Source organism: Runella sp. (assembly GCF_965279615.1).
Lineage (GTDB): Bacteria > Bacteroidota > Bacteroidia > Cytophagales > Spirosomataceae > Runella.
Genome location: NZ_OZ257252.1, coordinates 2,704,132 through 2,727,461, shown reverse-complemented (window position 1 = coordinate 2,727,461; position 23,330 = coordinate 2,704,132). Strand labels below are relative to the sequence as shown.

Below are 23,330 nucleotides of genomic sequence, written 5' to 3'. Positions count from 1 at the left end.
AACGGGGACGCCCAGTCTTGGAAAGTCTTTTCAATTTTGTCATGCTCCTAACCTAATCATTCTATGAAGTCATTATGCTTTCTTTTCCTGTTCATTATTTGTCTTTCTTTTTCGTCCGTCTTGGCGCAACAAATTGACGAGCCCTACAACCAAAAAATCAAGGAATTTACCACCGACCAGCGCTTTTTGCCTTCGTCGGTGTTGGATTTGGTCAACGACCCTAAGATTCCCTCACCTCTGAAGCAGTTTGGGCAAATTATCGGTGCGCCGGGAACCCTGCACCGTACGGCAGATATATATGGGTATTTTCAAAAACTGGCGCAATCCTCGCCCAATATTGTGACGGAACAGATCGGGACGACGGAAGAAAATCGCCCCATTCAAATGGCGGTCATCGCCAATGCCGCTACCATCAAAAAGCTCGACCACTACAAAAAACAGTTGGCACTTCTCGCCGACCCGCGCAAAGTAAGCCCCGCCGATGTGCAAAAAATCGTGGGCGACAGCAAAGTGGTTTATTTCCTGAACGGTGGGATGCACGCTTCCGAAACAGGCTCGCCCGAGATGCTCATGGAACTGGCTTACCGGCTCGTAACGGGCCAAGCCGATGAAATAAAGGCCATTCGAGACAATTTGATCGTAATTATCAACCCCGTGTCGGAACCTGATGGTTGGGATAAAATGGTGGATTGGTACTACCGCTACACCAAAAAACGCAAAGACTTTGAAGACGGAATGCCTGCTTCACCACCGTATTGGGGCAAATATGTCTTTCATGACAACAACCGCGACGGCCTGCAAGCGTCGCAGGCCATCACGAAAAGTATTTTCAAAGCCTATTTTGATTGGCACCCTACCGTAATGCTCGACCTGCATGAGTCAGTGCCATTGTTGTACATTTCAACGGGAACAGGCCCATACAGCGAGGCCGTGGACCCCGTGGCAATTGGCGAATGGCAGATCATGGCTGACCATGACATGACTACGCTTGCCGCACAGGGTTTGCCGGGAGTATTCAATTGGGCGTTTTACGACGGTTGGTTTCCGGGCTACGGAATTTGGGTTGCCAACAATCACAACTCCGTAGGTCGTTTTTACGAAACATTCGGCAATGCAGGAGCCAATACCTTTATGCGTGATTTAGCCAATGCCAAATTTGCGGGCGACAACGTGACGAGTCGGGAATGGTATCGTCCGTATCCGGCTACCGAAAAAGTGTATTGGTCATTCCGGAATAACATCAACTACATGCAGGCGGGGGTATTGGCTTCGTTGGGCTACGCAGCGGCAAACAGCAAATTATTGTTGAAGAATTTTTACACAAAGAGCCTTAATAACCTCAACAAAGCCGCGAAAGAAAACCCCAAGGCGTTTGTGATAGGCAAAGACCAACGTGACCCCGCAATGGCGGCTTACCTGGTGAATCAGCTACGGACGCAGGGGATTGAAGTCCACAAGGCTGAATCGGGTAAAAATCAGGGAGATTATGTGGTGGTGTTGAACCAGCCTTATCGCAATTTGGCGGTGTCTCTTTTAACCAAACAAAATTACCCCAAAGAAGCTAAATTTCCCCCTTACGACGCCATCGCCTGGACGTTGCAATACCTCAACGGCGTGACCGTGACCCAACAGGATACCCTCAAATACGACTTTGCCGATCTCAAAATGCTCACTTCCGACGCCAAATTTGAGGGTAAGATAGAAGGTGAGGGCAGTCACTATGTATTAAATTATAAGGCACAAAATACAGTTTTGCCGGCGGCTTATTGGGCAAAATCCCAAAACGCTAATGCAAAAACCATCGTATTGGATGCCAAAACTACCCTTGAAGGCCGCAAAGATACGTTGGCGCAGGGAGCAGTAGTGTTTACGGGTATTACTGCCGACCAAGCCAAGCAGGCGGCGGCCAAATTTGGTTTTGATTTGATACCCACCAAAAACCTCCCCACCGTGAAGCAGCACGAAGTAAGTTTGCCGCGCGTGGCGATTTACCACACGTGGTACCAAACTCAGGACGAAGGTTGGTCGCGCTATACCTTTGAGCAACGGGGCATTCCTTATACATCCATTCACAAAGACCACCTCAAAAAAGGGAATCTCCGTTCGCAGTTTGATGTGATCTTGATCCCGCGTGTCGGTGGTACGGGTGCTACCTTCCTCCACGAAGTGGATAGCAAATTTGGCTCCATGCCTTACACCAAAACCACCGAATTCCCCTCGCACGGTGCGCCCGACGCTACCGACGACATGACAGGTGGCCCGGGTTTTGAAGGCGTAGCTGAGTTGAAGAAATTTGTGGACGCAGGTGGGGTATTGATTTCGTTGGATAATTCATCGAGTATTATGTCCGACCTCGGCATCGTGCGCGAGTTAAGACGTTATGAATCACCCACGTTATTCCATCCGGGTTCGATTGTGCAGGTGAAAGCCCGCAACCGCAACCACCCCATCATGTACGGTTATCCCGAAGTTTTCCACGTTTTTAAAGGCCAAGGCCCATTGCTTCAAACTGAAAAACGCGACCGCGACATGATGCTGATGCAGTACGGTACCAAACCGCTCAAAGAAGAAGAGGAGTACAAAGGCCTTGTCATGGGGATGCCTGATAAAAAAGAAGTGAAAGACGCCAAGCCGGCAACGCCCAAGGCCGACCCTCCTTATGTACTGTCAGGCATGGTGCGCAATGAGCAGACCATCATCGGTCACGGCGGTATTTTCAACGTACCCGTGGGCAAAGGTCAAGTGGTAGCCTTTACGTTTGATCCGTTGCACCGCTACCTCAACCACCACGATGCGCCCATGCTTTGGAACGCGATTTTGAATTGGAATGCGTTGCGGTAGGAGTTGAGTTGAAAATTAGCGTAGTATCAACCTCCCGAAACGTCAATCTTTCGGGAGGTTTTGTTTTAGAAAGAATACAGAAAATTTGCATTTGCCCCTCATTTGTTACAAAATTTCTGAAAATTGCCCCTCATTTGTAACAAATTAAGGTCTTTTAAAAGAAATGAGGTAATTATTAAAACTTTTACAATCCGCGAAGGTATACTGTTTCAGTTGCTCAATTTACCTTATTTTACATCAGGCAGTCTCATGAAAAACCTTAGCAGAATTACCTTTAATCCCGAACAATGTGGTGGTAAACCTTGTGTGCGAGGTATGCGTATTCGCGTGACCGACGTATTGGCTTTGTTGGCAAACCACCTTACGTTTGAGCAGATTTTAGAAGAAATGCCTGACTTAGAGGAAGAAGATATACAGGCCTGTATTGAGTATGCCATCAAAAAAATAGATTATCCTGTACTACGAGCGGCATGAAAATTATTCTAACTATCAACTTTCTGGGAATAAACGCTTTAGTTGAGATTGGTAATTGAAGCGTAGGAAAGGTAGTGCTTTTATATTTGTCCCGTTTCATAGCTATTTATGCAATGCGGGATAAAGAAGAGATATATTTACCTCACTTATATTTTACACAATTTCTACTTTTTTAAGTTTGACAAAGTAGAAATGCTGGAGATTTATTGTGGGCAAATAAAAGTTATGTTCAAATAAAAGAAAGTTAAAGCGGATAAAAATGAGTGAGAAATATGTTAAACAACATATAGTTCCAGAAACATATTTAAAACATTTTTCTCTTAATGAAGATGGAAAAAGAATCTTTGTGATAGACAATCACGATAAATATAGAAAAGAAATTCAGGTCAAAAATTCTGGAGATAAAATTTTTTGGGAAAAGAAGTTTTATAATTCTATACAATTCAAAACCCCAACTGCTCTGGAAGAATTCTTTGGGCAGTCAGTAGAGTCTTTTTATAACGAATTAATTTTAATAATTAAGCAAGATCAAGAAATTATTGAATGGGAGGTTAAAGAAAAATTAATTACTTGGATATTTACCTCAATACAAAGAACTCCACAACAAAGATTCTTATTTCGAAGAATTTTAGATTTTAAACTATGGATGAAAAAAGTTTGTCCAGATTTAGATTATCCAACTGGTGAAGGTATTAATCTTGATAAGGTTGCTAAAGAACAACACCTTAAACAATTTGCTGATGCAGAAACTTTGAACTCAAACCTTGAAGAATTTGCAAACTTTGTAATGATAAAGAAATGGGAAATAATGAAATGCCCCAAAGATTCCTATTGGATTACAAAGGATAATCCTGGATTTCTGATATCTTATAATGGAGAGAATGTGATGGTAGACCCTTCATGGAATTATTCCACATCGGACGGGTTATTTTACCCATTGTCTAAAGATTATGGAGTTTACATTTTTCCATACAGTAATGAAGATAGTCCAGAATTAAATTTAATGAATACACCAATTTCAAGAAGTAATAGTACTATTGACATAAATAGGTTATTCAATAGATTTTCTTTTGCTTCAATGCACAGATTATTGATTTCACCAAATAAAGAAACCTTTGTTGAATTGGCTAAAAACGTATTGGGGAATTGAAAAGAATTGCTAATTGTGCCAATTTGCGTTTGCCAAACAAAAAAGCAGGAGACAAAGCATACCCCTGTTGTGACATAAACGGCAGATTACGCACGCAAGATAAACCGAGTGTTTGTAACATGGTAAATGCCAAACAGCCGTGGTTTTAGGAAATAGATAAGAAAGTATCCTCTCCTTCTTTAGAGGAGAATTCTTCATTGGCACACTTGGCAAGGAAGAGGCTGTCAATATTACCAAAACTCCCCGATTTTATCGCAAAATAACCGCTTTTTATCATCAAAACCCTTCCAAATACCCCCTGAAGTATTCAACTTCCCCCATTTTCTTTTTACTTTGTGCCGTAAATTAGATAAAACATCAACCATCGTAACAACAAACTAAACAACTGAATGAGAAAACTACTCCCACTTTTTATCATCTTACTTTTGTGCAACATTGCCTGGGCACAAATTCCTTCCCCCAAGGAGCATTTTGGGTTTAACATCGGTGACGACTACATGTTGGCAACGTTCACCCAAACTGAAGCTTATTTTAAAAAACTGGCTGCCTCTGACCGGGTGAAGCTGTTGACCATCGGTAAGACCGAAGAAGGCCGTGATCAACCCATGATGATCATTACTTCTCCCGAAAACCACAAAAAATTGGCGCGTTTTCAAGAGATTTCCACCAAACTGGCCCGCGCTGAAGGCCTTACCGATGCCCAGGCGAAAGCAATGGCCGAAGAAGGCAAAGCAGTTGTGTGGATTGACGGCGGTATTCACTCCAACGAAACCGTAGCATGGATGCAGCTCATCGAAACCGCGTACCAGTTGACGACCCGCAAAGACCCGGAAGTAATGCGCATTCTTGACAATGTGGTTATCCTTTTGACCCACATCAACCCCGACGGACAGGAATTGGTAGCTAACTGGTACATGCGCAATCCAACAATCGAAAAGCGTACCTTGGATCACCTTCCTCGTTTGTATCAGAAATACGCCGGTCACGACAACAACCGCGATTTCTTTATGCTGCAACTGAAAGAGACGCAGAACGTCGGTCGTCAGTTGTTTGTGGACTGGATTCCGCAGATCATGTACAACCACCACCAACGCGGCCCGGCCGGTTCGGTATTGGCAGGGCCACCGTACCGTGACCCTTTCAACTACGTATTTCACCCGTTGATGATCACCGGTATCGACGCCCTCGGCGCGGCCATGATCAATCGACTTATTGCCGAAGAAAAACCGGGCTTTACCCGTTTGGGCGGTTCGGTGTTCTCAACTTGGTATAACGGCGGTTTGCGTACCACCACGCACTTCCACAATCAGATCGGTCTTTTGACCGAGATCATCGGCGGACCAACGCCTGAAACCATACCCGTGGTTCCTAATCGCTTGATTCCGAATGGAAATACGCCATTCCCGGTCATGCCGCAGAAATGGTATTTCAAGCAATCCATTGATTATTCAGTATCGTGTAACTATGCTGTATTGGACTATGCCGCTCGTCACCACGATGAGTTATTGTACAATATTTATGTGATGGGGAAAAACTCCATCGAGCGCGGAAGCAAAGATTATTGGACAATTTCTCCCAAACGTGCTGAGGCGATCACTCAAGCTCGCAACAACGACCGTAGCGCCAAACCTGACTCAAACCTGGCAGCCAATAATCCATTTGGATTGGGTAACGGTATTGCACAAAAATACTATGATGTGGTGCTTAAAGATCCTGCCGGTCGTGACGCTCGCGGATACATCATTTCGGCGAAACAACCTGACTTTGCCACCGCAACAAAGTTTATCAATGCCTTGATCCGTACGGGAATTCAAGTGCAGAAAGCAACGGCTGAATTTACGGTTGAAGGTAAAACATACCCTGCCGGTTCATACATTGTCAAAACGGCGCAGTCGTTCCGTCCGCACGTGTTGGATATGTTTGAACCACAGGATCACCCTAACGATTTTCCGTATCCGGGCGGCCCTCCAACGCGTCCTTATGATGCGGCGGGTTGGACATTGGCGTACCAAATGGGTGTTCAATTTGACCGTGTGCAAAACGCATTTGACGGTCCTTTCCAACGCATTCCTTACGGTGAATTGCAAACTCCTGTGGGTAAAGTGGATGCTGCTGCTCCGGCAGGATATACATTGAGTGCCCGTGCCAACAACTCCTTTATCGCGGTCAATGATCTGCTAGGTGCCGGTATTCCGGTATTCAGATTGCCGCAGGGAAGCGGGACTACCGAAGCGGGAGCGTTTTATGTGCCTGCTTCACCAAAAGCAAAATCCTTATTGGAAAAATCGGCGAAAGAATTGGGCCTTGAAGCATTGGGCGTAGCTAAAAAACCAATGGGAAGTATGACGAAGGTAGCACCGATGCGGATTGCACTGTGGGATACTTATGGCGGTTCAATGCCATCAGGTTGGGTGCGTTTGTTGATGGAGCAATACCATTTTCCAATGGAAGTGGTTTATTCTCAAACAATTGACGAAGGTGATCTGAAGAAAAAATATGATGTGATCGTGTTCGTAACCCGGGCAATTCCGGCGGTAAGCACAGGTCGCGGCGGTGGCGGCGGCGGTGAAGGTGAAGGCGGTGGATTTGGTGGAAGAGAGCCTAAAGTAGAGGAGATCCCTGATAACTTCCGCCCTTCATTGGGACGCATCACGGCCAATAAGTCTATTCCTCAAATTAAGAAATTTTTGGAAGAGGGCGGAAAAGTGGTGACTATCGGAAGCAGCGCCAACTTAGCGTATCATTTGGGGCTTCCCGTTCGTAATGCGCTTGTTGAAATGACCAATGCCGGTACCGAGCGTCCGTTGCCTGCCGAAAAATATTACATTCCGGGCAGTATCCTGCGTGTAACGCTTGACTCTACCCAAACAGCTACGTGGGGTATGGCTGCGCAAACCGACGTATATTTTGATTCCAGCCCGGTATTCAAATTAGCTCCGGATGCCATTGCCAAAGGCCAGGTGAAACCACTTGTTTGGTTTTCGACCAACAAGCCGCTCCGCAGTGGATGGGCGTGGGGACAAACCTATTTGCAGGATGGAATCACCGCTTTTGAAGCGCCGATCGGAGCAGGTAAATTGACGGTGGTAGGTCCTGAAATTACCTTCCGTGCGCAGTCGCAGGGAACGTTCAAGCTGTTGTTCAACCAACTGTATTCAACGGCTCCATAGCAGGATATCTTTTTGCTGTATAAATTTTTAGGGCGCCGAGCAGTTATAAACTGCTTGGCGCTTCTTTTTTAAGATATGAAAAACCTAACAAAGAAATATTTTCTCCTCGCCCTGTTCCTGATGGGCATTTTATCAAATAACTCATTAAAAGCGCAGGCAGTAAACCAACCTCAACCTCCTGTTGACAGTCTGTCGCTGTTCAGAGATCAAATTGATGCACTTGATGCTGAGATCATTAAACTCTTGGGTCGCCGGATGCAGGTGGCGGAGCAAGTAGGAGCCTACAAGGCCCGACGCAATATGCCACCATTGCAGCAGGGGCGGTTTGAAGCCATCCTGAAAAAGAACATCGAACTTGGCAAGGCGGTAAATCTCTCGGAAGCCTGTATCACTGAAGTGATGAATGCCATTCATAAAGAAAGCCTTTCCAGACAACAGGTAAAAATGCCGGGCCACTGACAGGCGTTCACGATTCTCTTCTATTGCTTTTATTCTTTTGTTTCCCCGTTTCATGATGCTTTTTTCATGGAACGGGGATTTTTTAGCTTACCCAATGATGCATGAAATAAAAGTCATTTGAATTGATCCTATATTATTTTAATAAGTTCTAAATAAAAAGAAGTAAATAGTATACCATTCTATCAAATCGTTTAAATAAACTGCATTGATTCAGTATTGAGCAGTATTTAGGTAAAACAGTTATTTATATATAGCTGATAAGTATAAAATTAATACTACTTACGGAATAATAAATATATCCTATTGGAGTACTTAAAGCGCCATATTGGATATAATAATTGTATAATACCAAAAAAATATTGTAAAAAATAAATAATTATTTATTGCTATTATCAATAGTTTAGGGTACATTCGTGTTACTTAATGAATAACTCTCCTTCATGAAAAGACGTGCTTTTATTGGTAACACTCTATCGGTATTGTCGCTGACGGTGCTGGAGTATCAAATTGCAGGCGCGCAGCAGCTAAGTTCCGGTTTGAATAAAAATGTGACGGAACGGTTTGTTGAAAAATTTGATTTTGAACTTTTCAAAGATTGTTGGTCTGATGATTCTTTTAAAAAGTTATACGAAGAGACCTCCGGAAGCTTTCTGAAAAGCAATTATCAATTGCCTGATAAAAGTGCTTTTTTATTGACCCGATTCAATTTGGTGGTTATTCCTTTGGAGTTGAAAGTGCCTTCATTAGGTTGCATTGATCGGGGATTGCTGTTTTACGAACAACTTCCCAACGCTGAATGGAAGTATGTAAAATCGATCAATGCCTACGAAGCGGAAACGCTCGTCCGGGCTGTTGATGCGATCACTTCTCAACTTCCGCAACAACAGGCCGCCGCTTGCCTGCTGCCTCATTACAGTAATGAGCAAAAGCCCCGCAGTTATACTACCCGAACCGGTCATGTAGACATGAAAATAACAATGGATGCCTCAGGTATGGCGTCCAATATTCAGGTATGGGATCGGCAGGAAGCTTTTTTTCAACAGACCTATGATCTGTCTCATGGGTTAGAATTGGCAGTATAATAGTGTTTAAGAAGTTTTAGCTGAATAGCTTGATTTGATGTATTCCTAAAATCGTATCAATATGGCAGAACCTTTCCTTTCCGAAATCAGAATGATGAGTTTTGTCTTTCCTCCCAAAGGGTGGGCGTTGACCAATGGACAATTGCTGCCTATCAACCAAAATCAGGCCTTGTTTTCTTTGCTGGGAACAACCTTTGGCGGCGATGGCAGGGTCAATTTCGGCTTGCCGGATTTTCGGGGCCGTACGCCCATTCACGTAGGTAGCGGGCATACCTTGGGCGAGCGGGGCGGAGAGCAGGCGCATACCTTGAGTATTGCCGAAATACCGACACATACACACGTACTTAAAGCAACTTCCAATTCGTCAGGTAACGTAAATACCCCAAGCGGTAATTTTTTGGCAAATTCCGCGCCTGCTGAAATGTACAAAAATTCAGGTGGGTCATTGGTTGCGTTGAATGCCGGGACGATCACTAACACAGGAGGCAATCAGGCACATCTTAACATGCAGCCTTTTCTAACGATAAGTTTTTGTATCGCGCTTCAGGGAATCTTTCCATCATCGACTTAATGTAGCTCAACTCTTTAATTTTTACAGACATGGCTCAGCCGTACGTTGGTGAAATCAGAATGTTTGCGGGCAATTTTGCCCCTGCGGGTTGGATGTTTTGCGAGGGACAATTAATTCCTATTTCTGAATATGAAACACTGTTTCAACTCATTGGCACTACCTATGGAGGAGACGGGGAAAGTACTTTTGCGCTTCCTGATATGCGCGGCAGATTACCGCTTCATCAGGGAAATAGCTTCATCTTGGCAGAAACGGGCGGAGTGGAAGAAATTACGTTGACCATTAATCAACTACCTGCTCATAGCCACCCGATGTTAGCCACAAATACGGTGGCGAATTCTCCAAATCCCGGTTCTAATCAGATAGGACTTTCTTCGCAGGTAAGCGCTTTTTTCGGCGACCCGCCGAATGTTAATATGAATGCGGCAATCATAGGATCGGTGGGAGGGAGCCAACCACATACTAACTTTCAACCCTATCTGTGTATAAATTTTATTATTTCCATGTTTGGCATTTTCCCTTCGCCTACCTAATGATAACAGATCAATTGAAGCATTAACGTTAAATAGAAAATACCATGGCAGATCCGTTTGTAGCCGAAATTCGCATGTTTCCGTTCAATTTTGCCCCTAGAGGTTGGGCATGGTGCGATGGACAACTCTTGCCTTTATCACAAAATACAGCCCTGTTTTCTTTGCTGGGAACTACATACGGGGGAAATGGGAAATCCAATTTTTCTCTGCCCGATTTGCAGGGGCGCTCTCCCATGCAGCCGGGACAAGGGCCCGGGCTTTCGCTCCACGATCTGGGAGAGACCGGTGGCAGTGAGACCGTTAGCTTGTTGGAATCTGAAATTCCGAGTCATTCCCATACGATGAAAGCGGTAAATGATGTTGGTGATGTAAATATCCCCACCGGAAATGGATTGGCTCGCTCTGCCGGTGCCGCGATCTATAATGCGACCAATGCCAACCTTGTGCCAATGGCAGATAACAGTTTGGCTCCGGCCGGTGGAGACCAACCCCATAATAACCTCATGCCTTACCTGACCGTTTATTTCTGCATTGCCTTACAAGGTGTTTTCCCGCCGAGAACATAATTTTTATCACCCAATGATGAACGTGAAAATGACCGATACCTCTATTCGACTTCGCTCCATTGGAGGAAGCGATCTGCCGTTTTTGGGTCAGGTATACGCAAGTACCCGTACCGAAGAAATGAAACGGGTGCCCAATTGGTCGACTGAGATGATAAATGCTTTTTTGGAGAGCCAATTTCAACTCCAACATGAATACTATCAGAAAAATTACACAGGAGGGAATTTTTGGGTGATCGAAAAAAAAGGAAAGAGCATTGGCCGCTTGTATATCCACGAAAATTTTCAGGATCGTGGGGTTCGTATCATTGATATCACGTTGTTGCCGGCATGGAGAAATCAAGGCATCGGGCAGAGCATATTACGGGACATTATGCGGGAAGCAAGGGAGCTCAACCGCCCTTTGACCATTCACGTAGAGTCGTTCAATCCGGCCATGCAACTTTATAAAAAATTAGGTTTTCAAAAGATCAGCGAAACCAACGGTGTCTATCATTTACTGGAATGGAAATCAGCCGTAGGCGCAGAAACTTCAATCATTGACCGACAAAATGACTATGACGCACGATTTACAAACACTCACGATTGAGGATTTCAGGCCTTTGTTAAATCAAAAGATCGGAATTCGTTTTACGGCTGATGTACGGCTTGATGCCGAATTGATTGAACTAAAGCCGTTTCAACTGTATACACCGCTTGAACGTGAACCTTTTTCGATGGTTTTGCGAACCGAGCAATGGAATGAGTATTATTCACAATCCATATTTATCGTTGAGCATCCCACTAAAGGTGATCTGCCCATCTTCTTAGTGCCCATTGGTTTGGCGGCGCAGGGTATGAGGTATGAAGCCATTTTTTCCTAATAAACTACTTTTTAATTACCTGAAATAAGTAAAAATATCCAAAAGTTTCAGTCCTGTCAATTCAATACAGGAATACGTTGTTTCGATTATACAGACCGCTTTTAGTTCGCCTTTCCTACCCACTTTCTCGTTACGTTGCTTACTCGTTTGTTTAAACGTTGGAAAACTATTTTGTTATGAATAAACTATACCTTCAGTCGCTGATTGTACGCTTCTTTAGTTGTTTTTTAGGGGTTTTAGGAAGCATTGTTTTGCCGATTTTGTCACAGGCACAAACGGTCCCGACCCCTACGCAAACGGGTACAATTATTATTGATAACGGCACCTCGGGCAAAGCCGACCCCAATGACCGGATACGCTACAAGGTCACCATCCAAAACACAGGAGGGGCAAGTGCCACAGGCGTACAGCTCAACGCCGTACCGGATGCGAAAACAACCCTTGTGAACGGTTCTTTCAAAACCTCTCCTTTAGCGCTTGATGATGCCTATGCCTGCACGGGCAACGTAGGTATCAGTGTGCCTGCCGCAAGCGGTTTGAAAGTCAATGACTACGATGATGCCCCGGCAGGGCTTACCTGCACGGCTGGTACTTTTTCTACCCTTCATGGTTCTATCACCATTGCAACCGATGGTAGTTTTACCTATACTCCGACAGCAGGATATACGGGCACGGATACCTATAGTTATACCCTCAACGACGGCAATGCCGTAAGCGGTGTAACGGCCACTGACCAAGCCGTTATAACCTTCACTATCAGTAATATGATCTGGTTTGTGGACAATACCGGCGGCGGCAGCGGCGGCACCGGTACATTGGCTACTCCTTTCAAGACCATTGCAGATTTTAATGGTTCAAGCGGACCCCAAACCGGGCAGGTGGTCTTTATCAAAGAGACCGGAACGAATTATGCGGGAAACCTTATTCTGAAAGCAAACCAATTGTTATACGGCACGGGGCGTACAGGTGGCAACAATCTGGCCGATGCCGGCGTCCTACCTTTTACGCTTGCGGCAAACAGCCCGACATTGCCGGCCATTAACGGTACAAAACCGATTATTGCAGCATCGAGCGGAGCGGCTATTACATTGGCTGCAGGCAATACCGTGCGTGGAGTTGCGACGAGTGGAGGAGCTAACGGTATACTCGGAAATGCGGTTGCAGGATTCACAATGACTGAAACTGCCGTGAGCGCTGCCACCGCTGAAGGTGTGAAACTCACCAATCCAACGGGTACGGTAAGTGTTACATCCAATACCATTTCTGCCACCGGGAACGCCGTTACGACTACAGCAAACGGTACGACCAGCCTTGATTTCAGCAACAATACACTTACCTCCGGCGCCATCGGAGCCTCCATTGACGGAACAGGAGGGACGCTGACCATCACCGGATTTGCTAATAATACAGTAAGCGGAACGACAGGAGGTACAGGAATTAGTGTTACTGCTGCCAAATTTGACGCTACCGCCGGCAATCCATTCAATACCGTTTCGGGCGGTACAACGGTCATTGGACAATCGGGGAATGGCGTAGGTGCTTCGGGATTATTGTTGACCAACGTGACCGGTGATTTATCTTTTACGGATTTAGATATTTATACTGACGGAGGGACGGGACTTTTGGCTTCAAGTACGGGAACCTTCAATGCAGGGAGCGGTACAGGTTTTCGAATAGTTGTGGGAGCGAGTGTTTCTATAATAGAAGCCACGGGAGGCCCGGCGGTCAATTTAACAAACAGTACAATTGATTTACAACTGTCAAACCTTAAAAGTACTAACAGTACCACCACGGGAACAAGCCTTGTAGGCGTAGCGGGTACTTTTTCGGCACCGAGTGGTAGTACAATTACCAATGCCACCGGCACAGATATGAATATTGATGGAGGTACAGCCAACATCACCTATAACGGTACCATTACCGACGATGTGGGTCAACTGGTTTCGATTGCCAATACGACAGGAGGTACAAAGTCATTTACCGGGGCGATTACCGATGGAGATGATGGAGATGGCAGCGGCATTTCACTAAGCAGTAATACCAACGCTACAATCAGTTTTACCGGGGGAGTTACCTTAAGTACCGGAGCCAATGCCGCTTTTGCGGCCACAGGAGGCGGAACAGTAACCGTGACAGGCGCTACCAATAAAATTACAACGACAAGCGGTACCGCCCTAAATGTAGCCAATACGAACATCGGAGTAGGCGGATTGAATTTTCTTAGTATTTCAGCCAATGGCGCTTCCAACGGCATTATACTTAATACTACAGGCTCAAACGGTGGACTTAGCATAACCGGCACCGGGACTACAAATGGTTCAGGAGGTACAATTCAAAATATTGCCAATCGAGGCGTATCAGTTGTAAGTTCTTCTAGCCTGTCGCTAAAAAACATGACGTTTACCAATGCCAATACAACAGACGGCGTCGGGCCCTGCGGTGCAGCTGATAATTCCGGTTGTAATGCAGCAATTCACCTGAATACGGTAACAACGGCAACGCTTGATAATGTGGATATTAACGGTACCGCCGAACAGGGAATCAATGCACGCGAAGTAAGCGCTTTCACGCTGACAGGAAGTACGTTAATTAATTGCGGGACCGCAAGTTCGGGAGCAGATACCGAAGAAAGCTGTTTATATGCGATCAATCTTTCAGGAGCATGCTCAATTACCAATTCTTCGCTGACTGTTCCGAGTGAACGCGCCGCAGTGATCTATAATACCAGTAAAACGATGGCATTGACCGTAACCGGCTCAACCTTCGGCATGAATCAGGCGCAGGCACTGGGAGCTGATGGTTTGGAGATCGACAGTTACGGCGCATCAAATACTACCATTGATATCGTTAATTCAACCTTTGTGCAGCCAAAAACCAATGGTTTGCAGGTGATTACAGAGGGTACTTCTACTACCAATGTGGATATTACGGGTTCAACATTTGACCCCGGAACCGGTCTTGCGGCGGCGATTGATCTCGACGTGAACAATACGGCCAATATGAAATTTAACATCGTCAATAACCCCACCATTAAGGGCAAAGGTATCAATATTGTCAATGTATTTGCTTTCCCCGATGCCACTTTTGAAGGGCGAATAAACGGCAATACAATTACTCATAATGGCTCAACCGGAGACGGCGGAAGTGGTGCAGGTATCCGAGTGGTTAATCAGGGAAATGGAAACAGTAAAGTAGAGGTTAAAAATAATACGGTAACCGGTGCGGACGATTACGGAATTACATTGACATCACTAGCCGGGTCCGGACGATTGGATGCAACAGTGACCGGCAATACGGTATCTGTCAAATCGGGCGGATTCTATGCAATCCATGCCGCTGCCGGTACCTCAGGCAGTACGTTTACAAATAAATTGTGTGCGAATGTTGCTAATAATACTACTACGGGCGTAGCCGCAGGAGCCATTGGCAATTTTCAGGCGCGGGCAGCCACGGCAAGTCATGAGATTTTATTGCAGGGCACCGGAGCAACTGTTGCCGCGATATGGAATGCGAATAGCAACTTACCGGCGTCACCCCCGGCGATCACCTCACAATCCGGAGCGGGGGTATTTACGTTTGGCGCGACATGTCCGACCCCTACTAATCCGGCTCCTTAACACTTGTTTTATAAAAGATTGTCCTAAAGCACTTTGAGGGACCATCTCTTCAACATATAAGCTTGGAATTGAAATTGACAATTATGAAAAATATTCTACCATACCTCCGGTGTCAAATGATTGCCTTGGCATTGTTGTGTTTCGGGGCAGTTTCCCTGCAAGCCCAAACCTTTCCTACTCCCACAGGGTTTACGCTGCCGGCCGGCAAATCCATCATCATCACGTATGATGTGGATGTGAATGCGGGGGCGTGTCCTACGGGTACAGTCCCCGGTACCACAAACATTACCAACCAAAGTAATGTATCGGGCACCAACTTTGCTACCGTGCAGACTACCTCTACAACAACCCCTTTCAGTGTTTTATCATTAGGTAATCTGGTCTATAAAGACCTCAACCGAGACGGCGATTACGATTCCGGTACCGATACAGGTATAAATGGCGTACTTGTCAGACTCTATCTTGATAATGGAGACGGCGTGTTGACGGCAGCCGACGGCGCAGCCATCGCTACCACTACTACCGCCGGAAGTGGCCTCTACAGCTTCAATGTTTGTCCGGGCAGCTACATTGTTGAAATTGCTGCATCCAATTTTAACATTGGCGGTCCGCTTTACGACAACAGCCTGAGCACCGCTCTCATCAGCAGCCCGATCGGTGGGGCAGCCGATCCTGACAATGACGTTAATAATGACGACAACGGTGACCCGGTAGCAGGTTTTGGTGTGGCTTCACAGGCCATTACGATGGCTTATGGCGCAGAACCTACCACCGATGGTGATGCTGATAATAACACAAACCTTTCCTTGGATTTCGGTTTCAAAGCACCAACTACCGTTTCAATCAATGATGTAACATTGGCGGAAGGAACAGGGGGAAGTACAACTTCCTTTAGTTTTACCGTTACGAGGAATGATAACGGCGAAGCCTTCAGTCTGGCGGTAAATACTGCTGATGTCACTACTGCCGCTTCCTCAGACTTTACGGCTATCACCGGTGGGACAGTCAACTTTACAGCGGGAGGAAGTCTAACCGCTACGGTAACCGTATTGGTTAATCAGGATAATATAGTTGAAGCCAATGAAACCTTCAACGTTGTACTTTCCGGAGCGCCCGCAGGAGTTATTTTGACAGATGCTACCGGTGTAGGCACCATCACCAACGACGATGCAGCGACGGTGACACTTACAGGTGGCATTGCGCAAAATGAAGGCAACAGCAGTACGACGAGCTATACCTTTACAGCCACGCTGAATGCTGCGGTGCAGGGAGGATTCTCAGTAGCCTACACTACTTCGGATGGAACGGCCACGGTGGCCGATGCCGATTATACCGACAACGACGCAAGTTTAAGCTTTACCGGAACGGTGGGGGAGACCCAAACAATCACGGTATTGGTCAATGGCGATACCAAAGTGGAACCCAATGAGGCCTTTACGGTAGCCTTGGGTGCTATTTCAAGTGCCCCTGCGGGAGTAACCGTAGGCGGAACACCGCAAACCGGCACCATCACCAATGACGATGCATCTGCAATTTCCATCAACGATGTAAGCGTAAATGAAGGAAATACCGGCACAACCGCCTTTACGTTCACCGTCACCCTCAGCCAACCGATCAGTTCCACCGTGACGGTGAATTATGCAACCGCCGATGGAACCGCGACGGCAGGTTCGGACTATACCGCAACTTCCGGTACGTTAAGTTTTCTCCCTAATGCTGCATTAACGCAGACCGTCACGGTGCTCGTTAATGGAGATTTAGCCGGAGAGCCTAATGAAACCTTTTTTGTCAACTTGAGTAATCCTGCGGGCGGCCCCGGCGTTACCTTGGCGGATGCTCAGGGACAGGGAACGATACTGGACGATGATCTTTCGTTTTCCATCAATGATGTGACCCTTGCCGAAGGAAATGCAGGGACAACGAACTTTACCTTCACCGTCACCCGTACAAGTACGGCTACTGCCGAAACCATTAACTTTACAACAGCAAACAATACCGCCACCACGGGCGACAATGACTATGTACTGAACAGTGGCACGCTCAATTTTGCCATCGGCGATGATAGTGAAACCATCACGGTGGTCATCAATGGAGATCAAAAGGTAGAACTTAATGAATCGTTTTTTGTCAACCTCAGCAATGCCAGCAATGGCAGTATTGCCGATGCGCAGGGGTTAGGTACCATCACTAATGATGATCAGGCTGTCCTAAGCATCAATAGTGTGTCTAATACAGAAGGCAATGCGGGCACCCAAACCTATACTTTCACGGTTACTTCGGATAAAGCTGTAGATGTACCCTTTACGATAAATGCAGGTACAGTAAACGGTACAGCTACTACCGGCGATAATGATTATGCCCCCAATAGCGCCACCTTGAATTTTGCAGGTACTGCGGGCGAAAGCCACACCTTTAGTGTAACTGTCAACGGTGACTTGAAAGTAGAACCCAATGAAACCTTTACGGTGCCGCTGAGCACAGTAGTTGCTTCGGGGCGAAATGTAGTCATTTCGGAGCCTTCCGGTACAGGTACCGGCACCATCACCAACGATGATGCCGCCACGATTTCCATCACGGATGTAAGTCTGGCCGAAGGCAATGTCGGTACGACCAACTTTGTGTTCAACGTTACGCTCAGCCAAGTAGTCAGCACAGCCGTGACGGTTGATTTTGCCACGGCCAACGGAACCGCCGGAGCGGGTGATTACAACACTAATTCGGGAACCCTGACCTTTCCGGCCAATGGAGCCGGACAAACCCAAACCATTACGGTACAAGTGATTGGAGACCTAACCGGCGAAGCCAACGAAACTTTCTTCGTGAATTTGAGCAACATTCTGGGCAGCTCGAGTGTGACCGCGCCCGATGCTCAGGGACAGGGAACGATACTGGACGATGATCTTTCGTTTTCCATCAATGATGTGAGCCTTGCCGAAGGAAATGCCGGGACGAGCAATCTGACCTTTACGGTCACCCGTACAAGCACGGCTACTGCCGAAACCATTAACTTTACAACAGTAAACAATACCGCCACCACGGGCGACAATGACTATGTACTGAACAGTGGCACGCTCAATTTTGCCATCGGCGATGATAGTGAGACCATCACGGTGGTCATCAATGGAGATCAAAAGGTAGAAGTTAATGAATCGTTCTTTGTCAACCTCAGCAATGCCAGCAACGGCAGCATTGCCGATGCGCAGGGGGTAGGTACCATTAACAATGACGATGCAGCAACGGTGACGTTGACGGGCGGCGTTGCGCAAAACGAAGGCAACAGCGGCACAACGAATTATACTTTTACGGCCACACTCAATAATCCGGTGCAGGGCGGTTTTTCAGTAGCCTACACCACTTCGGATGGTACAGCCACGGTAGCTGATGCCGATTATACCGATAACGATGGAAGTTTAAGCTTTGCAGGAACGGCGGGCGAAACCCAAACCTTTACCGTATTGGTCAACGGCGATACGAAAGTGGAAGCCAATGAAACCTTTACCGTCGCTCTGGGTGCCATTTCGAGCGCACCGACAGGTGTTACCGTCGCAGGTACTTCGCAAACGGGAACCATCACCAATGATGACGCGGCAACGGTAACCTTAACAGGCGGCATTGCGCAAAACGAAGGCAACAGCGGCACCACGAGTTACACCTTCACAGCCACACTCAATAATCCGGTACAGGGAGGTTTTTCAGTAGCTTATACCACCAATGATGGTACAGCGACGGTGGCAGATAATGATTACACCGACAAAGATGGAAGTTTAAGCTTTGCAGGGACATCGGGCGAAACCCAAACCTTCACCGTATTGGTCAACGGCGATACGAAAGTGGAAGCCAATGAAACCTTTACCGTCGCTCTGGGTGCCATTTCGAGCGCACCGACAGGTGTTACCGTCGCAGGTACTTCGCAAACGGGAACCATTACGAATGATGACGCGGCCACGCTGACGCTTTCGGGGGGCATTGTGCAAAACGAAGGCAACAGCGGTACCACAAGCTACACCTTCACAGCCACGCTAAGTGCAGCGGTGCAGGGAGGTTTTTCAGTAGCTTATACCACCAATGATGGTACAGCGACGGTGGCAGATAATGATTACACCGACAAAGATGGAAGTTTAAGCTTTACGGGAACATCGGGAGAAGCCCAAACTATTACGGTGTTGGTCATCGGTGATCACAAAGTGGAAGCAGACGAAACCTTTACGGTAGCTCTGGGGAATATTACAGGTACAACATTGAATGCATCAATCACCAAAGAAGGCTCACCGCAAACCGGTACCGTGACCAATGATGAAATAGATTTTGGTGATGCGCCGACGGCGGCTCAAAGTGGTTTTACGAATAGCTATCCAACATTAACCGCCGACGCAGGAGGAAGTCATGGAACAATAGCAGGGATTTATTTGGGCAGTACGATTGATGGTGAAGACAACGGACAGCCCACGGCCACGGCCAACGGTGACGGTAGCGACGATGACGGTGTAACTTTACCGGCGAACTTAATCACAGGCACGACGGCAAACATTACTGTTAACGCTTCCGTCGCAGGCTATATCAATGCATGGATAGACTATAACCGCGATGGTGACTGGAATGATGAAGGAGAAAAGATCTTTAGTGCTCAGAGCGTTACGGCAGGGAATAACAGTTTAAGCATTGCGGTGCCGGTGGGCGCATCGGTCGGAACCTCGTTTGCTCGTTTCAGATTCACGACTTCAAGTGAATCAATTTCCTTCTCCGGTAAAGCCGTCGACGGGGAAGTGGAAGATTATCAGGTGACGATCTTGAATACTCAGTTTTCGGTCAACAGCCCATCAATTGCAGAAGGCAACAGCGGTACAAAATTGTTAAAATTCGTGATTTCACGTAATCAAAACGGCAATGCAGCTTCGGTGGATTATACCGTAGCCGGAGTAACCGCTACTTCCGGCAGTGATTTTCAACCGGTGGCTTCGGGTACCCTCAATTTCTCGGCGGGCGGTGCGTTGACCGATACGGTGCGAGTAACCATCAACGGCGATGTACTGGTCGAAGACAACGAAACGCTTACCGTGACCTTATCGAATCCGGTAGGCGGCGGAATCAGTACGGGAACGGGCACAGGAACGATCACCAACGATGATACAGCCACGTTGACCTTGACGGGCGGTATTGCGCAGAATGAAGGCAACAGCGGAACGACGAACTACACCTTCACCGCTACGTTGAGTGCGGCAGTGCAGGGCGGTTTTTCAGTTCCTTACACCACCAACGATGGTACAGCCACGGTGGCGGATGCCGATTATACCGACAACGACAATACGTTGACCTTTACAGGAACGGCGGGTGAGGCTAAAACGATCACGGTGTTGGTCAACGGAGATACCAAAGTGGAATTGAACGAAACATTCACGGTTGCATTGGGAGCCATAACGGGGCTGACACCTGTACAGTTAGCCGCTACAACGGTAGCAGGCAGCCCCCAAACGGGTACGATCACCAATGATGATGCGGCCACGGTAGCCATAGCCGGAAACATAAATCAATCGGAATCGGCAACCCCGCAAACGTTCAGCGTTACCTTGAGCAACCCTGTCGATGTAGCGGTAACGGTGAAATTCTCCACGTCAGATGGCACGGCTACTGCTGCGGATAATGACTACACGGCCATTACCAATCAATTAGTGACTTTCCCTGCAGGAACCACTACGGCTCAATCGGTCAACGTAACAGTGGCCAATGATGCGAAAGTGGAAGCGGATGAAGCATTTAATGTTGGATTGTCAGATCTGTTGGCTTCGAGTCGTAATGTAACCTTGGGCACAAGCACCGCAACGGGTACGATCACTAACAACGATGTTGCTACGTTGACCTTATCGGGCGGTATTGCCAAAGCAGAAGGAAATAGCGGCACAACGGCTTATACCTTCACAGCTACTTTGAATGCCGCTATTCAGGGTGGCTTTACCATTGCTTATACAACAAGTGATGGCACCGCAACCGTGGCCGATAATGATTATGCCGACAATGATAACAGTTTAAGCTTTACGGGAACAGCAGGTGAAACAAAAGATATCACTGTCTTGGTAACGGGTGATCAGAAAGTGGAAGCCAACGAAACCTTTACGGTAGCTTTGGGGGCATTTTCGGCCACTACACTTGATGCTTCGATTTCAAAAATAGGAACACCTCAAACCGGAACCATCAACAACGATGAAGTGGATTGGGGTGATGCACCGGATCCAACCTACCCAACCCTTTTAGCCAATAACGGCGCACGTCACACGGCGGTGTTAGGTATGTACTTGGGAACTGCCATAGACGGAGACAACGACGGTCAGCCAACGGCCACCGCCAATGGAGACGATACCGACGCCGAAGGCGATGATGACGACGGCGTCACCTTCCCACTGCATTTATTGACAGGAATCAATGGAACCATTACCGTAACGGCTTCTGCAGTAGGGAAACTTGATGCTTGGATCGATTTCAACCGCGATGGCGATTGGTCCGATGCAGGAGAACAGATCGCAACATCGCTTTCGCTGACCGCCGGCGCTAATCAGGTTACTTTTGCCGTACCAACCGGCTCCCCCGATGGCAATGCTCCGGCACGCTTCCGCTTCAGCAGCGCGGGTGGTTTGGCCGTAACGGGCTTAGCTGCTGATGGAGAAGTGGAGGATCATTTAGCTCCGATCATCAATACCCTCCGCATTTTTGTGAATGTGGCCAATGTAAATCCTACCCAAAACGGTATGACGTGGGCTACGGCATTTGCAAGTCTGCAGGCGGGTTTAAGTGCGGCGGCCAATTCTTCTCTGCCCGATATTGAGGTGTGGGTAGCGCAGGGCACCTACAAACCGGGTACTCTTCGTAAAGATGTATTTGAGATTCCGACCAATATCCGAGTCTATGGCGGCTTCGACGGCACCGAAAATGACCTGAGCCAACGTAATTGGAAAACTAAAGTAACCACGCTCAGCGGCGAGATCGGCACCAATGCTCTGACCGATAATTCACAACACGTGGTGCTGTTCCGGGCTACCAACGCTGCTACTCGATTGGATGGCTTTACCATCGAAAAAGGGTATGCTGAATTTTTTACCGGAAATTCAACGTCCGATGTATCAGCACCGACGCTACAGACGTCGGGCGGGGGAATTCTGGCCCTTAATAAGAGCAAAGGAGTGATTGCCAACTGTACCGTTACCGGCAACAAAGCCACGGCGGGAGGTGGTATCATGGTGCGTGACACCAGCGATATGATCATCAGCAAAACCGCCATTTGGGGCAATGAAGCTACCTTCGGCGGCGGAGTCTATGTGCTGGACGGCAGCAAACCACGATTTGAGAACGTACTGATCGTGCAAAACAAAGGCTTGGGCGGGGGCATATATGTCAATCGCAGTCAACCGGATATTATCAACAGCACGATTGCGTCCAATCTGGGGACAAACGGCACGGCAGGCGGTGTTTTCAATACCAATTCAGTGACCACCGTGAAAAACAGCATTGTGTGGGGCAACTCTTCGCCGCAAACAACGGCGGGAAGCGTAATCACGTACAGCATTGTGGAAGGCGGTTATGCCGGAACGGGCAACAGTAGCCTGAACCCATTGTTTGTCAATCCTACGCCGAGCGGTCTGGCGCTGATCGGCCCTTTGGGTGATTATCATTTGCAGGCCTGCTCGCCGGCGATCAATGCGGGAGATAATACAGGTGCGCCGGCGGAAGACCTTGACGGAGCCGTGCGTCCTTATGCCGTGGGTCTGGCCATCGTAGATATGGGAGCGTATGAAAGCCAAAGTGCGGGTGGCAGCGGCCCGGCCGAACTGACTGTGACGGAGCCAATTACAAGCGGAACGGTGTTGAAAACGGCGGGCAAAATCACGGCTACTAATCAGATATCGGGCGCCACGGTGACCTATCAGGCAGGACAGTCGGTGACCTTATTGCCGGGCTTCACGGCTACGGGGAGTACATTTCAGGCCGTGATCGGTAATTGTCCCAATTGATTGAATAGAA

General features: G+C 47.3%; 13 protein-coding genes. All 13 read left to right on the top strand.

What is annotated here, in order from left to right; all coding sequences use genetic code 11:
* The first annotated feature begins 63 nt into the window (after positions 1-63).
* The 13 genes from ACQY73_RS11745 (at position 64) to ACQY73_RS11685 (ending at position 23,320) form a co-directional block, all read left to right on the top strand.
* Positions 64-2,841 carry a M14 family zinc carboxypeptidase gene (locus ACQY73_RS11745; RefSeq protein ID WP_428665870.1) on the top strand — a complete coding sequence of 926 codons (2,778 nt, stop codon included), beginning with the start codon at positions 64-66 and terminating at the stop codon, positions 2,839-2,841.
* Positions 2,842-3,090: 249 nt separating this feature from the next.
* Positions 3,091-3,315 (top strand): DUF433 domain-containing protein, encoded by a 225-nt coding sequence (locus tag ACQY73_RS11740; protein ID WP_428665867.1) that lies wholly within the window; start codon positions 3,091-3,093, stop codon positions 3,313-3,315.
* A gap of 259 nt (positions 3,316-3,574) precedes the next feature.
* Positions 3,575-4,465, top strand: coding sequence for a DUF4238 domain-containing protein (locus ACQY73_RS11735; RefSeq protein WP_428665864.1), 891 nt, complete (start codon positions 3,575-3,577; stop codon positions 4,463-4,465).
* Between the two features lie 389 nt (positions 4,466-4,854).
* Complete coding sequence (locus ACQY73_RS11730; RefSeq protein ID WP_428665861.1) at positions 4,855-7,635, top strand: M14 family metallopeptidase; 2,781 nt, start codon at positions 4,855-4,857, stop codon at positions 7,633-7,635.
* A 75-nt stretch (positions 7,636-7,710) separates the two neighbouring features.
* Positions 7,711-8,094, top strand: a complete 384-nt coding sequence (locus ACQY73_RS11725; RefSeq protein WP_428665858.1) for a chorismate mutase — start codon at positions 7,711-7,713, stop codon at positions 8,092-8,094.
* 440 nt (positions 8,095-8,534) lie between these two features.
* Positions 8,535-9,176: a hypothetical protein gene (locus ACQY73_RS11720; protein ID WP_428665855.1), complete on the top strand. Its 642-nt coding sequence runs from the start codon at positions 8,535-8,537 to the stop codon at positions 9,174-9,176.
* Between the two features lie 61 nt (positions 9,177-9,237).
* Positions 9,238-9,747: a phage tail protein gene (locus ACQY73_RS11715; protein WP_428665852.1), complete on the top strand. Its 510-nt coding sequence runs from the start codon at positions 9,238-9,240 to the stop codon at positions 9,745-9,747.
* Positions 9,748-9,776: 29 nt separating this feature from the next.
* On the top strand, positions 9,777-10,280 hold the full coding sequence (locus ACQY73_RS11710) for a phage tail protein (protein WP_428665849.1): 504 nt from the start codon (positions 9,777-9,779) through the stop codon (positions 10,278-10,280).
* Between the two features lie 44 nt (positions 10,281-10,324).
* Positions 10,325-10,846: a phage tail protein gene (locus ACQY73_RS11705; protein ID WP_428665846.1), complete on the top strand. Its 522-nt coding sequence runs from the start codon at positions 10,325-10,327 to the stop codon at positions 10,844-10,846.
* 13 nt (positions 10,847-10,859) lie between these two features.
* Positions 10,860-11,432: a GNAT family N-acetyltransferase gene (locus ACQY73_RS11700; protein ID WP_428665843.1), complete on the top strand. Its 573-nt coding sequence runs from the start codon at positions 10,860-10,862 to the stop codon at positions 11,430-11,432.
* Positions 11,401-11,706, top strand: a complete 306-nt coding sequence (locus tag ACQY73_RS11695; protein ID WP_428665840.1) for a DUF6916 family protein — start codon at positions 11,401-11,403, stop codon at positions 11,704-11,706. The genes ACQY73_RS11700 and ACQY73_RS11695 overlap by 32 nt, the downstream gene beginning before the upstream one ends.
* 176 nt (positions 11,707-11,882) lie before the next feature.
* Entirely contained in the window at positions 11,883-15,323 is a 3,441-nt protein-coding gene (locus ACQY73_RS11690; RefSeq protein ID WP_428665838.1) for a beta strand repeat-containing protein, read from the top strand.
* Positions 15,324-15,406: 83 nt separating this feature from the next.
* On the top strand, positions 15,407-23,320 hold the full coding sequence (locus ACQY73_RS11685; protein WP_428665835.1) for a Calx-beta domain-containing protein: 7,914 nt from the start codon (positions 15,407-15,409) through the stop codon (positions 23,318-23,320).
* The last annotated feature ends 10 nt before the right edge of the window (positions 23,321-23,330 follow it).